This window comes from Fortiea sp. LEGE XX443 (assembly GCF_015206815.1).
In the GTDB taxonomy this organism is placed as follows: Bacteria; Cyanobacteriota; Cyanobacteriia; order Cyanobacteriales; family Nostocaceae; genus Nostoc_B.
Map to the genome: position 1 here is coordinate 67,226 of NZ_JADEXZ010000003.1, position 15,078 is coordinate 82,303.

The window sequence follows — 15,078 nt, forward strand, 5'->3', positions numbered from 1 at the left end:
AGTCATTGCAATCCTTTGCTTGCGTGTCCATCTGAACCAAGCGCTTACATCAGAATTCACTTGTGCCACGCACGCCACTCCGGCTTTCTACCTCCTTTACAAGCCGCGACAAATACAGCCTGCGGAGATTGAATTTTCTTACTCGTTCGGAGTGATTCTTTGAGAAAGGTGATCGCATTCGACCAATAACGCTTCACTGTATGTTGGATTTGTGAATTTAGACGGAATTTTAGCGTACAAAACATTTCGTGTAACTTTTGTAACAATTCTTGAACTTTTGCCTGGCTTGATTGGGTTGATTTTTCCACAGGCTCTAACTCCGCGTCCGAATAATTATCCGTAATTTGGGGATAATTCCATACGACTTGTTAACAAACACTGTTGTTGTGCCGAGATTTAGTAATGATGAGTCTTAGAACTTATCCCACTATTCTAAAAATGCCTACTTCTTATAGTAAAATGTGCTAGAAAAGCTTAATCTTTCGTTTCTAGTTCTCGATAAGCTGAAGCTTTTTAGCACAAATCTTAATTAATGGGATAGATACTAGAATTGCTTGGTCTTCTTTGTCCGGTTTGTAATACTCGTACCAGTAAGGCAAGATGATATTATTGGCAACCATCTCTAAAATTTCTGACTGGCTGAGGTCACTCACTAGTTCATTTTTAGCCTGCTGGAGTTGACCAGCTATTAAAAAATTTATTTTTTGATTTAACTAGCGATGTCTGCTATTTCCAGTGAGAATAGGTTGTGATTTTCAATTGCATATTTATAACTAAACAGTCCATTGTTTGACAAGAAAAATTTTTCCTCACTACCCGATATCTTGAGTACCGTGATAACGCATGGTGGTTGAATATTGTTATTGCGAATGAATTTCCTTGCAGTTGTACAGGTTTTTTCTTGATGGTTTTGTTGATAGCAACTAAAGCTTGTAACCTTTGATAGCAAAACTTTCCCACGTAACTTACGTTTCAAATGGTATCTACCTAGTTTTTGTCGAATTCGTTTTGGCATTTTGTACTCTCCTTAATAATTGTGCATGGTTTTTATATCGTTTGAGTTGAATTTCAAGCTGACGGGCTTCTTGTTTACTTGAAGTTCTCCACACATGGACAATTTTGAATTCGATGCCGCGTTTTATCGCAGCACGAGTAAATGCTGCTCCAGATCCTTGTAGATGCTGCTGAAATCTTTTTTTAAGGTTCGCGCATGAACCTAAGTAATAACGAGCTTGATGTTTCTCATTTCCAAGTGGACGAGATAGCTCAATCATGTAGCAGCAAGGAATTGAGGGTATTTTTCCTGACAATTCCATTTATGCTTTTTTTAGGATTATTTTGAAAACTGAGGCGTTAGCTGATTGTGGTGGTTTACGTAGTTACGCAGTTGAGTCTTTCTTGTTCTTGTACCCAACTAATTACATTTGATTTACTAATGCTTACAGGCTTATCTTCACCTGCAATAAATACTTGAAACCAGCCAGTTTCTAACTCATAGTAGTCAATAATTAAACCTGCTTCTCTCGCTGTTTGGAGAGCTAATACTTCCTGGGGCAACAATCTTTCAATTCTTAACTGTTCTTCTGGGGAAAGCTGCTTCCAAGCTTCATCTTTAACAGCCAGATGCCTGTATATAGCACTTCTAATTTGATAATAACTGGTAGCTGATTTGAGTTTTTCTGCCAGCATTAATACTTCTTCTCCAATTGGCTGCTGTTTTGTAGCGTTACTAGTGCTGGTTTGTTCGTTTTGTTTTAGCCTGAAGTTAACTTCTATAGCTTTTTCGCTCTCTGTTGGGGATGTTTCTAATTGTGGAAGCATACTCGACTCAACCACTTCAGATTCAGCAGTCTCTTCCTGGGGCTGCTCTTTTTCTTGGGATTTGATTTTGGCGTGATAATCTGCGATCGCTTCGCGGAGAATTTGCTGAGGGAGTAGTCCATATCCGTCAATCAATTCCTGTGTGAGTACCCCTGTTTGGTGGTCTTCTTCCCACTGAGGAGGAAACTGACAGTAGCGATCGCCTTTTGGAGTTCTGCGCCAGATTGATATCTGCTTTTGTTGTTCCTGCTTTTGGGTTTTAAGGAGGGCTTTCCTCTCTTCGATTAACTCCAGTACTAGTTTGCAGGTCAATCCTCCAATTGGATAATCCTCTAGCTGACTGATAATTGGTTTGTATTGAAGAGAACACAACCTGAGAAGTATTGTTACTGGAATTGCAGCTAGGTGTTGAGGACAAGTTAAAAATTCTTGGAAGTTTTCGGCTATTTTGAGCGCTCGTTTTTCCTCAGAGCTTCCTTTGTCCCAACCGTATGTATCGAGCAAGGTTCGGTATTCTTTCTTGCTATAGGTGGTTTTGTATTCGTAGAGTAGGAAAGCGGTGTGCAAATATTCCAGACTGCTGGTTTCGATATGTGCGGTTGGATTTGGATCTAATTGATGTTTTTGGGAGTAAGGGATTGATGTGATAGTTCCTGGCATGATAAAATTCTCTTTGCATTAATTTCGTTGGTCTTAAAAGACCACTTACCTATTTCGGTTACTGCAAATAATTCAGGCTGCTTGTTTGTCCCAAGCTTTTGATGATTTGGAGATAGCAGCCAAAGCATAGCCCAAGGTGTGCTTGTGAATTTTGGGCATTTTGTGAAACGACATATCTTGACCCCAATCTTGGACTGATTTGGTGCCAATATGTAATACTTGCGTGAGAGTTTTGACACAAGTTGCGCGAAAATTGGCGTGGGAAACAGTTTGCAGTATTTGCTGTTCAGTTAACCCTTCAAGGAATATTCTTTCTAGAAAAGTTTGAGCATCTACTTCCGGTGCGTTGTATTCTCCTCTCAAGATGCTTTTTAGCTGGTTTGGTATGATTTCAGCCGCCTGAATGTAAGCAAGTGAAATTTTGCAGTAGTTGGGTATTCCGTCAAAATTGAGATCGCTTCCCCATTTACGAACTGTCGGTCTTTGCACACCTAAGACTGCACATAGTACAGTGATACATTTTTTGCGGTATTGTGAGTCGGTTTCTTCTTCCAGCAGTTCTCCTGCATTGAGTTCGGCGATACCAAAACAGTGGCGTAGGAACTGCCTAGGTTCTAAGGCTTCTTTGGGAAGATTTTTGAGGATTTCGCAGTATTTCATATTCAATTCATGCAGAAATTTTGATTGAAATAGGTGTTTTTCTGCCATCTCAACTTTTTTGTGCTTTTGGTTGAAGAATACCAAATTAACTAATTATGTATGTGTTTTATTTACATTACGTAACTATTTAGCAGTGTAAAAATATTTTTACACTGCTAAATAGTTACGTTTGTTAACGTTTTTGCATACAAAGGCTTCAAATATGCTTTGTGGTTCCGATAAACTGAAGTAACATGAGTAAACAACAGCCCGAACAAAACCCAAAGCTACCTCCGAAGCGCGGTCGTCCTGTAGACGCAGAGAAAGACCGCGTGACAGTCCATATTAATGTTGATATGCGGAGTCAAATTGAGAAGTTAATACCTGACATGGGTAAAAGCTTGTCGATGGTAGTTAGGAACTTAGTAAATTTGGGTTTAGAGCTTGTTGGTTTATCTCAAAAGGGACTTACTGCTCCTCGGTCAGGTAATTTGGAGGAGTGGCTTGCGAGTTATACGTCTTTGGGAACTGAGCTGCTTATAGCGTGTGAAACTTTAAATTTATCAGCTCCAAAATCAGGACAAATAGCTATTTGGCTTTTAGACAAAATGGCTTTTGGGTCATTTGACCCTCAAATCATTAATGAAGAAGATACTGGTACAAAGCTTTTAGAAAGAATTCGTTTAGGAAAGAAATTACAAACATTTAGCCTTGAACAAGGCATAGAATTACCTGAAAATGAGGAATTTGCTACTTGGTTGGGGCAGCTATATACTAATGCTGTTATTGGGCAAGAGTTTGTAGCTGCTTGTCAGACGCTGGGTTTGCAGTTACCAGAGACAGGAAAACTACAGGAATGGTTACAAGATTTGGTGGAGCGATCGCGCAGCCTGTCTACAGTAGAATCGCAATTATCAAATGAGTTATTAGAAGAATGTGAGCGATTGGGGATAGATCCGCCAAAACCTGGTGAGGTTGGAGCGTGGCTACAAAATACCCGCCCTGCGGTATTTGAGGAGCCACTGCACGAACATAGGTTACCTTTTACAGATGATGGTTTGCCTTTAGGGGGGTCACAACCGTTTTTGGAGCATATACTGACACTAAATGCACCGCCAACTGAAGATGAGGAGTATGACATTGCTCACAGGTTTGGTGTAGACCCAGCGCATCTGAAGGAACTCATATCCCGTATGAGATTTGACAGGAACGGACAGACAAATAATTGTCATTAATTTGCTGAGGGGATAAATGCATGGATGCCATTGAAGATTCCTCAACGTTGTGGACTTTATTATCTAGACCTGGATGGGAGATTAAGCCGAACCCAGTAAAGCATTTACTCAAAATTAAAGCTCCTGACTACCAGGAAGCATTAATACTTTATACTAACTATCGAAAATTTCTAGCGACGTGGGCTGCATCCCTCAACTGTACCTGTGCTTTGATTGGAATTCAGGGGATGAGTGGGTCTGCATTCAAAATTCTTGCAGCAACGCCAGCATCGCAGCAGAAGTTATACGAAGACTTAATTTTTGTGAGCTTACAAAAGTCGGTTCGTTTTAAATGTAATGCACTTGTCGGAAGCGATGGCTACGCCCGCCGCAGGCATCGCTACTTTGAGGATAATATCTGCAAGTCTTCAGGCTTTTACATTGCCGAAACTTTTTTGTACCCTGAACTCAGACCAATTGTTGATGAAGTATTTTCAAATCCAGACAAGAAACTTGCTCTAACACGAATGTCTGACAATTTTCAATTGATCGTGTCTGCATCAGCAGCACGGGCAATGAGTTCTGACTCACAAGATGTAGTGCGTCGTCGAACCACAGATTTTTGGCACGCTAGAGACTACCAGATTTTTATACAGAAGTTTAAGCAAGATGGTAGCACAGGTTTTGAAATCACTTACCAAGCAACGACAAATCTGCCCAAGACTAATCCTTTAGCAGCGTGGGCACAGTTTACTACAAGTTATAGGTTTTTTGAGATTGATATGGGCGGGCGCAGGGAAGTTTACCGTTTGGGCGAAGGTAAAGACATTACACCAATCAACCGTCCCAAGATTGTTTCATAAAATAGCGAGGTTTTATGGCAGTAAGATTCCTAGAAAACAAGGGAAGTGGCAATATCCTAGAAATTAGTAAAGCTAGGCTTTTAGAACTTACTCCTAATGTTTATCCCCTTACTTGGGAAGCGATTCTTTCAGGTAAAGGTGATAGTGTAGCTATTTTGGGTGCAGGTTTTGCCGAACGTGAAGTTTTTTTTGGTTTTGAAGGAGTTGACCTAACGCACTACCAACTTCCGACAATCGACTGTTACGACATTGCTACTAATCCGCCAGAAAAGTTTTTAGCTTTACGCAGCCAATACCCAAATCTACAGTTAAATTATTTTTGCGATCGCAATCTAGCAGAACTAGAACTGACAAAACTTTACGCTCCTAATGGCCTACGGCTAGTTTCAGTTCATGGAGTATTAGATTACTTACAACCAGATGCCGTTACGAAAACATTACTTGATATTGTGAAAGTACAGCCAGAGGCAATATCGATACGCCTATTTTTAATAGGCAACCCGTGGTCGCGGAATTTTGCAAGTATAGAGCAACTGGCAATGGAATTAAATTCAATTGAAATTATTATAAGTGGCTTAGTTAAGTCGATTGACTTTGATGTATTTTGTAGTACAGGTGTGATGCAATTAAATATTTCAGACAAGGATAAAATTGAACATAATTTATTACCAAGTTATGGCGCATCCCATGTCATGCCTGATAAATTAGTTGCTTATTTAATTAATCAAGGATATCAACTTATTGCAACTGATGTGTACTCACTTTCAAGTCAAGATTTACAAGGGGATGAATCGGAAAATCACAATAGTAATAAAGATGTATCTTTAGATAATCCACATGGAATGTTATTATTTTTTAAACGATAAATACTTCATTTGGATCGAGCTAATCAACGAAAATGAATCCGTCCACAATGAGAATTTATGAAATTTCGTGAGTTAAATTCTCAAAGCATAAGGCGCTCGCTACTCCAAGAAGCTATCTCAAAGTCGTACTACAAGATATCGCTTACTCTAAAAAACTAAGTGTTATTACTATAAAATTTTAATGTTGACCTGAGTTTGAGAACTAATCTACGTAAGACTTCTGAGAAAAATAGTCTGTAAATTGCTTATAGAATAAAAGCTTTAAAATTTCCTTGATAATTAGCCAAATAATATAGCCGTATATAAAAATACTTCATAAGATGTAGCAGGTGCTAAGACTCGAATAGATTAAGAAACTATTTTATACCTGCTACTAAAAAAGCATAGTTGCAGATTAGCACTCTAGTCCAACCAGTCATTAGACATAAGGGTTTAGGGGAGTGAGTTTCTCATGATTAGAGGAGGGATAATACCAGCCGAGTTACAAGGGGGCAGACACGAGTGACTGACATTGTAACTGGACAGATTGTGCGCGTGCGATCGCGGCAGTATCTTGTAGAGGAAGTTGTGTCGAAACCGTCTCCAGAGCAAGACACTAAAGTTAGCCTTTCTTGTTTAGAAGATGATGCGTTAGGAGAATCGCTAGAAGTCCTATGGGAACGGGAAATAGATGCCAAAATCGTAGGGGCGACATCATGGGATTCCATAGCGAATCGAGGTTTTGATAATCCGCGTCTGTTTTCTGCCTACCTGCACACATTACGGTGGAATTGCGTAACCTCCACAGATGCCAAGCTTTTTCAAGCGCCTTACCGAGCCGGTATAGAAGTCAAAGCTTATCAATTAGAGCCGCTACGTAAAGCTTTGCTGATGCCTAGAGTTGGTTTGTTCATTGCTGACGATGTAGGGCTGGGCAAGACAATTGAAGCAGGGCTGATACTGCGTGAGATGTTGATGCGGCAGAAAGTTAGGCGAGTCGTTATCTCGTGTCCGCCATCAGTGGTAAGGCAGTGGCAAGAGGAAATGGAGAGTCGCTTTGGACTCACATTTATGATTCTTGACCGTGAGTTTATTGCTGCGCGTCGTCAAGAACGGGGTTACGGAATTAACCCTTGGATGACGCACACCCGGTTCATTATTTCCCACGCTTTGCTACGAGATGAAACCTATGCCGCACCGTTACGGGACTGGCTTGGAGATTTTGCGGCTGCTTCCATGCTCATCCTTGACGAAGCTCATAATGCTGCACCTGCGAGTGGTGCAAAATATGCTGTGGATTCACAGTTAACACGCACTGTTCGAGATTTAGCACCGCGTTTTGAACACAAGCTGTTTTTGTCTGCCACTCCTCACAATGGACACTCCAACAGCTTCGCCGCCTTACTAGAAATTCTTGATCCCCAGCGTTTCTGCCGAGGAGTACCCGTTCGTAATCGCAAGTTGCTGGACACTGTAATGGTGCGGCGCTTAAAACAAGATTTACGGGAGATCGGAGAAGAGTTTCCCCAACGCTACGTTCTTCCTATAGTTATTGATAACCTGCCAGAAGACGCGCCCGAACTCAAATTATCCCGATTGCTGCAACAATATCGCAATCTACGTGAGGAAAAGCTCAAAGATGCAGCGAAGTCTACCCAGACTACGGCGATGCTGGTGATTACTTCACTACAAAAGCGTCTTTTGTCTTCCATTGAGGCATTTGCTCGGACTTTAAAGGTGCATCGGACGGGGATGGAAAAGCAAGCAGTTAACCGTTCTTCCATACATCAAGCCAGTCTCCCGTTGCTGTTTGAATCCCCTGGTGCTGATGACGAACGGGCAGAATTTTCCGAAGAGGAAGTACAAGCAGAAGAAGATGCTCAAATGGCAGCAGCTAGTATGCAGGCTGCGGGACAAACAGCACGTGAATTAGCGATCTTAGATGAAATGGCAGATGTTGCGAATTCCTCTCGCTACCAGCCAGATCCGAGGATTCAACAACTGGTACAGTGGATTCGCCAAAATCTTTGTCCCGATTTGGGTCAACCGAATGCTGCTTGGTTAGAACGGCGAGTAATTATATTTACAGAATATACAGATACTAAACGTTATTTACAACAGCAATTACAAAGTGCGATCGCTGGCTCTAACCGCGAACACGAACGCATAGATGTATTTCACGGGGGCATTGGAGAAGAACGCCGCGAAGCTATTAAAAGTGCATTTAACGCTGACCCAGCACGTCATCCCCTGCGTATCCTGATTGCTACAGATGCAGCGCGAGAAGGGGTGAACCTCCAAAACAACTGTGCTGACTTGTTCCACTTTGATGTGCCGTGGAACCCGTCGAGGATGGAACAGCGCAATGGACGGATTGACCGCAAATTACAGCGATCGCCTGTTGTCCATTGTTATTACTTTGTCTTACCGCAACGCACAGAAGACAAAGTATTGGATGTACTGGTGCGGAAAACAGCCACGATTCAACAAGAACTTGGCTCTCTTGCACCAGTAGTTGAAAGAAATGTGTCGCGCTTACTGGCTAATGGGATTCGCCACCAAGAAGTAAATAATCTTGCCGATTCGATTAATAAAGCAGAACAACTCAATAACAAGGAAACAGTCAACACCCAGGTAATTAATGAGGAACTGGAGCAAGCCAGACTTCGCCAACAGGATTTGACTAAACAAGTTGAGAATTTACAAGAAATGTTGAAAGACTCGCGGGATTGGTTGGGACTAGATGACAATCACTTCCGTAATGCCATCTCTGCTTCTTTAGAAATCTTGGGAGTCCCAACACTTACCCCTGTAGATGTGAATGAGGTTGCTAACAATCCTGTAACTGCGCGTTGGACAATTCCGGCTCTCGACCAGCGTACTGGTGCAGATCCAACATGGTCAACTACACTTGATACCCTGAGAACACCTCGGAAAATCGGACAAAAGCCTTGGGAATGGCGAAAAGAAGCACCGATTCGTCCTGTAGTTTTTCGAGATCCTGGTTCTTTAGATGGAGATGTAGTTCATCTGCATTTAGAACACAGAATTGTCCAGCGTTTACTGAGCAGGTTTTTAGCTCAGGGTTTCTTGCATGATGAATTAACTCGTGCTTGTGTTTGTCTGACTAATGACCCAATACCAAAAGTGATTACACTGGGAAGACTAGCTCTATACGGGGAACGGGCTTCTCGCTTACACGATCAAGTGATTGCAGTAGCAGCAGAGTGGTCAGACCCAACCAGTCGGGGACGCAAGAAACTTCAGCCTTTAAGAGAAGGCGAGAAAGACAACGTACTGGAATTACTCGAAAATTCCCTAGCTTCCCCCCACTTGTTGCAAGTTGCCGAAGGGGTGAAAGAGCGACTGAAAAAAAGTGCTGCCCAAGATGTAGCAGAATTAATTCCCCATCTTGAACGTCGCGCCACAGCTTTAGCAGAAAGTGCTGAGAAAAAGCTGGCTAATCGCGGTACTAAAGAAGCTGTTGAGATGAAGAACATTCTGGAAGAACAGCAGACGCGAATTCTCAAGTGTCAAGAAGAATCTAAAGTAGTGCAGTTGTCTCTTCCATTCATAGAAGAACAGCGCCAATTGGATGCAGACCGTCGCCATTGGGAAAAACGCCTTCAAGCGATCGCAACCGAACTGATTTCCGAACCAGCCCGAATTGAAGCCGCCTACAAAGTCAAAGCAGTAAGAGTTGAGCCAGTCGGCGTAATTTATTTATGGCCGATTTCCGGCTAGAGGAAGTATAAACAATGGCAAACGATCCAGAAATTCGCTTACATAAAGAATGGTTAGGCTTTCTCCAGCCTGTGGGGTTGGTGGTGTCTCCCCCTGCATTGTCAGCAGCCCAAGCTGTGGTTAACCGCAATGTGGTGGAACTGCAACAAACACTCGCTACAGTTGCCAGACGTGAACCTCTGACTGGTGAGATAGGCAAGGAAACCTTTGGAATTGACGACTTTCCTGCTTTCACTATCAATGTTTTAGGTTGGCAACCAGAAGATTTAGTTGCCAGTCCAGAAGAATTAGCGATCGCACTCCCAGATTACAACGAAGTTTTGATACCCACGTATGCTGTACCCGACCCTAATGGCAACTGGATGATGCTGGTACAGGTGCTTCCTGATGGTACTGAACTTGACAATGCTGGGGCGGAGGATAGTAAATCTACTGGTTGGCACGCCAGCTCCCAATCTAAGTTTGAGCGCCTTTTGAAAGAAACGAAAGTTTATACTGGGCTATTGTGCAACGGTACAGAATTGCGTTTGGTTTATGCACCACTTGGTGAGTCATCGGGACATCTCACCTTTCCTGTACAGGCAATGTGTGAGGTATCTGGGCGGCTGATTTTGGGTGCAATGGAGATGTTGCTCTCGGCTGACCGACTGTTTAATGTCCCTAGCGATCGCCGTTTGTCTGCAATCCTGGAAAAAAGCCGGAAATATCAAAACGATGTCTCTATTAAACTTGCAGAGCAGGTATTAGAGGCATTATGGGATTTACTGCGTGGCTTCCAAATAGCAGATGCAACTACTAAAAGCGGCTTAATAAGTGATATTGCCACGACTGCACCGCAGCATATTTACGGTGGACTGATTACCATCTTGCTGCGGTTGGTGTTCCTGCTTTACGCTGAAGACCGAGGACTGATGTCTCAAGATGCAGTTTATACACGCTACTACTCAGTTAGTGGACTTTACGAGCGCTTGAGAGAAGATGCAGGCAACTACCCAGATACAATGGATCAACGGTATGGTGCTTGGGCATGGTTGCTGAGTCTGTTTCGTTTGGTTTACGATGGCGGCGGTCATGCTGATTTGTACTTACCTGCTCGTCATGGGCAACTATTTGACCCAGATGAATATCCGTTTTTAGAAGGTCGTCTCCAATCTACAGAATATCAAACAGGGGAAAGTCTTGAACCCCCTCGCGTTTCAGATGGGGTCATTCACAGGGTATTGCAAGGGTTGCTGGTACTGGATGGAGAACGCCTGTCTTACCGTTCCTTGGCGGTTGAGCAAATTGGGTCTGTCTATGAGGCAGCCGCCGGCTATGAGGTAGAAAGAGCAAGTAGTCCTGCTATCGGTGTTTGGAGTAAACCCAAAGGTTCTAAATCTTCGGTGACAGTTGTTGTCAGCGTTGGGGACATTCTCAAAACTAAGGCGGGAGAACGGGCTAAATATTTAAAGGATGTTGCAGGTTGCGAAATTACTGGTAAATCTCTAACTGAATTAAAGGATGCAAGGACACCAGAGGATGTAGTGGCGGCTTTAGGACGCAAGGTATCACCGAAAACGCCGAGTTTAATGTCTGTGGGTTCTCTGTATTTGCAACCGGGGGAAGAACGGCGGCGTAGTGGTTCTCATTATACGCCTCGTGCTTTGACAGAGCCGATTGTTAAAGAAACTCTCAGACCGATTTTATCGGCTTTGGGAGAAAACCCCACACCAGAGCAGATTTTAGAGTTGAAAATTTGTGATTTGGCGATGGGTTCGGGGGCATTCTTGGTTGAAAGTTGTCGTCAGTTGGCAGAGAAATTAGTTGAAGCGTGGAATAAGCAAAACGTATTACCTGAAATTCCAATTGATGAAGAACCGTTACTTTATGCGCGGCGGTTAGTGGCGCAACGGTGTTTGTATGGTGTGGATAAAAACCCGTTTGCGGTGAATTTAGCTAAATTATCTCTGTGGTTGGCGACTTTGGCAAAGGCTCATCCTTTTACATTTTTAGACCATGCGTTGAAGTGGGGAGATTCTTTAGTTGGGTTGACTCCTGAACAAATTAAAACGTTTACTTGGTCAGAAGACAAGACTTATAAAGACCCAAACTTACCTTTGTTTAATCTAGCAATGGAGAAAGCGAAGTTTTATCGCAATGGAATTCACAATTTAGATGAAGATAATTATGCAGCCAAACGCGAATTTTACAAAAATATAGAAACAGAGTTGCGGGATATTCGGCTGAAAGGAGATTTGGTTATTGCTTCATTTTTCGCCCAGGATAAGGACAAGGCGAGAAAGGATGAGCGTGATAATTCATGGTTAAAGTTTTACCAATGGCAGAAAAATCAAGAAGATGATTTAGATGTCAGGCGAATTTGTGCAGAGTTGCGGTATGGGGAGAAACCAGTTCCCACCTTTAATTGGGAGATTGAATTTCCAGAAGTATTTGATAGAGATAATCCGGGGTTTGATGCAATTGTTGGTAATCCGCCATTTGCCGGGAAGAATACAACAATAAATGCTCATGCTTCTGGTTATCAGGATTGGTTGAAAGTTGTTAATCCCGAATCTCATGGGAATGCTGATTTGGTAGCGCATTTTTTCAGACGAGCGTTTAGCCTTTTACGCCAGTCTGGATGTTTTGGATTGATTGCTACAAATACTATTGCCCAAGGTGACACTCGCAGCACTGGTTTGAGATATATCTGTGAGCAGGGCGGTACGATTTACAATGCTCAAAAGCGGATGAAGTGGCCGGGTTTAGCGGCGGTTGTCGTGAGTGTTATTCATGTTTTTAAAGGGAAATATGAAAATCCAAAGTTGTTAGACGGACGAGATGTTGACTTAATTTCTGCGTTTCTATTTCATACTGGTGGCAATGAAAATCCCAAGATGTTGTTGGCGAATGCTGATAAAAGCTTTCAGGGTAGCATTCTATTAGGAATGGGTTTTACGTTTGATGATTCCAACCCAGATGTTACACCCATTGCAGAAATGCACAATTTAATTGAACACAATCCTAAAAATGCGGAAAAAATATTTCCTTATATCGGGGGTGAAGAGGTTAATTCAAGTCCAACTCATGCTTCACATAGATATGTGATTAACTTCTTTGATATCAGTGAAGAAGAAGCTTGTAATTATCCTGATTTAATGAAAATTGTAAAAGCTAAAGTCAAACCTGAACGTGATGTTCAAAAGCGGGATGCTTTACGCATTAAATGGTGGCAATATGCAGAAAAAAGACCTGGATTAGTAAAAGCGATCGCACCTCTTAATCGCGTGTTAGTAACAAATTGTGGTGCTACACCGCATTTATCACTAACATTTTTACCATCAAACATGGTATTTGCAAATACTTTAGCTATTTTAGCTTTTCAAAATCATGGGATTTTTGCAATTCTGCAATCTCGCATACATGAAATTTGGGCAAGATTCTTCAGTTCATCCATGAAAGATGACCTACGCTACACCCCCTCAGACTGTTTTCAAACCTTCCCCTTCGCCGAAAACTGGGAAACCAACGCCGCCCTAGAAACTGCTGGTCAAACCTACTACGAATATCGCGCCGCCTTAATGGTTCGCAACAACCAGGGACTCACCGACACATACAACCGCTTCCACGATCCCGACGAACGCCACCCCGATATTTTACAACTACGCTTACTCCACGCCCAAATGGATCGGGCTGTACTCGATGCTTACGGCTGGACAGATATTTCCACAGATTGCACCTTCCTACTTGATTACGAAGACGAAGAAGACGACGAAAATACGAGCAAACGCCAGAAGAAAAAGCCTTGGCGCTACCGTTGGCCTGAAGAAATTCACGACGAAGTATTAGCCCGTTTACTTGAACTCAACCAGCAACGCGCCGAAGCTGAAATTTTAGGTGGTAAAGCTGCTGAGAAAGGGAAGGTAAAAGGGAATACTAAAAAGGCAGGTAAAACGCGGAAGGCGACAGAAACGAATCTAACTATTCCTGGTTTCCTATCATCCTAGTATGTTTTAGTAGCAGTCTAACTACAGCAATATTTTTTTTAAATTAAAATTTTAGCTGCATAACTTTCTATATTACATGAAGCGTACATTAAAGTTAAATCTTAACAACTTCGATCCCATTCCTGAATCGCTAGCTGAGTCATTACCTTTACTTCCTAATTTTTCTGACCATGTAGATTTTTTAGAGGTTGATTTATGTGAACTTTTTCACCACCTATATTTAGATAATTATGGGCAAAATGTACCAAATCCTAATCCTATACATCAGCTTTATATAAATATGCTGACAGATGAAGATGAATTTTGTTTTAGAGGAGATGGACTAGGTTCTCATAAAGAAGCAAAAATAGGTGAATCAAATAGGTTTGGTAAAGCTTTTTGCCGATGGTTTTTATATAAACACTGTTCAATAACATATTTCGCTCATTTAGACAAAGTTTTAGGTAGAAAAAATCATGGTTTTAGCAAGCTCAATGGTTTTAATTTAAGGAGAATAGACAAAGGGGATACACCTGATTACTTATGCTTTGATGAGCGCAAAAATATACCTTATATTGCTGAAGCTAAAGGTACCTATAGTTCAATTAGTTTTAAGAATGCTAAATTTAATGAATGGAGAAATCAATTTAAACGAGTCCAACTAGTTGATTCAAAAAGTAAAACTTATTCTATCAAAGGCTATATTGTAGCTACTAGATTCAAAAATGAACATAATTCTAGAAGTGAATCCCAAATTCTTGCAGAAGATCCAATCACAAATGGTGAGTTTCCAATAGAGAACAATGATGATTTAAGTAGACGGTTTCGACGTTTTATATATTGTAATCATTATGCTTATATTTTTAATAAATTAAAGTTACCTTTACTTGGTACAGCCTTAGAATTTGGTTTTAATATACCACAAAGTATAAGGTTTACAGTTGGACTATGGCGATGTTTAGTACCACCTATATTAGAACAGGAATTCATTGGCGGTTATTTTTTGCCTACTTTATCCTCAGAGCAACAGCTTTTTTATATTAATCCTTTTATTTATGATGATTCGAGTAATTTAATTAATATTCCTCTTAACCCGCAACTGAACCTATCACTACCAGGTTTTACCTTTTTTGGTTTAGAACGAAATGTATTTGACAGAGTAAGAAGAATTACTTCACGAGGTTCGGAGTTTTGGGAGCAATTGGGAGTTTATGAAAACGAGTACGACGAGCGGGAGGAAAAACCACAAGGGTTGAGTATTTTACGTGATGGTAGCGTTTTAGCACCTCTAGACTACTTTCAATTCATTGAAACTATAGAAATTTAA

General features: G+C 41.6%; 10 protein-coding genes. 6 read left to right on the forward strand and 4 right to left on the reverse strand.

Annotation, left to right across the window (positions count from 1 at the left end; all coding sequences use genetic code 11):
- Positions 1 to 709 precede the first annotated feature (709 nt).
- The 4 genes from IQ259_RS27705 to IQ259_RS02215 all read right to left on the reverse strand — a co-directional run bounded on the left by IQ259_RS27705 (position 710) and on the right by IQ259_RS02215 (position 3,141).
- Positions 710 to 1,015, reverse strand: a complete 306-nt coding sequence (locus tag IQ259_RS27705) for a DUF3155 domain-containing protein (RefSeq protein WP_193880254.1) — start codon at positions 1,013 to 1,015, stop codon at positions 710 to 712.
- A complete protein-coding gene (locus tag IQ259_RS02205; protein ID WP_228014309.1) occupies positions 984 to 1,316 on the reverse strand; it encodes a GIY-YIG nuclease family protein in 333 nt (110 codons plus the stop codon). The genes IQ259_RS27705 and IQ259_RS02205 overlap by 32 nt, the downstream gene beginning before the upstream one ends.
- A 55-nt stretch (positions 1,317 to 1,371) precedes the next feature.
- Complete coding sequence (locus IQ259_RS02210; RefSeq protein WP_193880260.1) at positions 1,372 to 2,481, reverse strand: hypothetical protein; 1,110 nt, start codon at positions 2,479 to 2,481, stop codon at positions 1,372 to 1,374.
- Between the two features lie 72 nt (positions 2,482 to 2,553).
- Positions 2,554 to 3,141 carry a hypothetical protein gene (locus tag IQ259_RS02215; RefSeq protein WP_193880263.1) on the reverse strand — a complete coding sequence of 196 codons (588 nt, stop codon included), beginning with the start codon at positions 3,139 to 3,141 and terminating at the stop codon, positions 2,554 to 2,556.
- Positions 3,142 to 3,374: 233 nt separating this feature from the next.
- Between IQ259_RS02215 and IQ259_RS02220 the strand changes: the two genes are divergently transcribed.
- From IQ259_RS02220 to IQ259_RS02245, 6 genes are all read left to right on the forward strand, one after another.
- The gene (locus IQ259_RS02220; protein ID WP_228014310.1) at positions 3,375 to 4,355 is read left to right on the forward strand and encodes a hypothetical protein; all 981 of its coding nucleotides are present in this window, start codon (positions 3,375 to 3,377) and stop codon (positions 4,353 to 4,355) included.
- 20 nt (positions 4,356 to 4,375) lie between these two features.
- Positions 4,376 to 5,197 (forward strand): hypothetical protein, encoded by an 822-nt coding sequence (locus IQ259_RS02225; RefSeq protein ID WP_193880266.1) that lies wholly within the window; start codon positions 4,376 to 4,378, stop codon positions 5,195 to 5,197.
- 14 nt (positions 5,198 to 5,211) lie between these two features.
- Positions 5,212 to 6,063 (forward strand): hypothetical protein, encoded by an 852-nt coding sequence (locus tag IQ259_RS02230; RefSeq protein ID WP_193880269.1) that lies wholly within the window; start codon positions 5,212 to 5,214, stop codon positions 6,061 to 6,063.
- A 501-nt stretch (positions 6,064 to 6,564) separates the two neighbouring features.
- Positions 6,565 to 9,786 (forward strand): DISARM system SNF2-like helicase DrmD, encoded by a 3,222-nt coding sequence (gene drmD / locus IQ259_RS02235; RefSeq protein WP_339383910.1) that lies wholly within the window; start codon positions 6,565 to 6,567, stop codon positions 9,784 to 9,786.
- A 14-nt stretch (positions 9,787 to 9,800) separates the two neighbouring features.
- Positions 9,801 to 13,772, forward strand: a complete 3,972-nt coding sequence (locus IQ259_RS02240; RefSeq protein WP_193880272.1) for a DNA methyltransferase — start codon at positions 9,801 to 9,803, stop codon at positions 13,770 to 13,772.
- 76 nt (positions 13,773 to 13,848) lie between these two features.
- Complete coding sequence (locus IQ259_RS02245; RefSeq protein ID WP_193880275.1) at positions 13,849 to 15,078, forward strand: hypothetical protein; 1,230 nt, start codon at positions 13,849 to 13,851, stop codon at positions 15,076 to 15,078.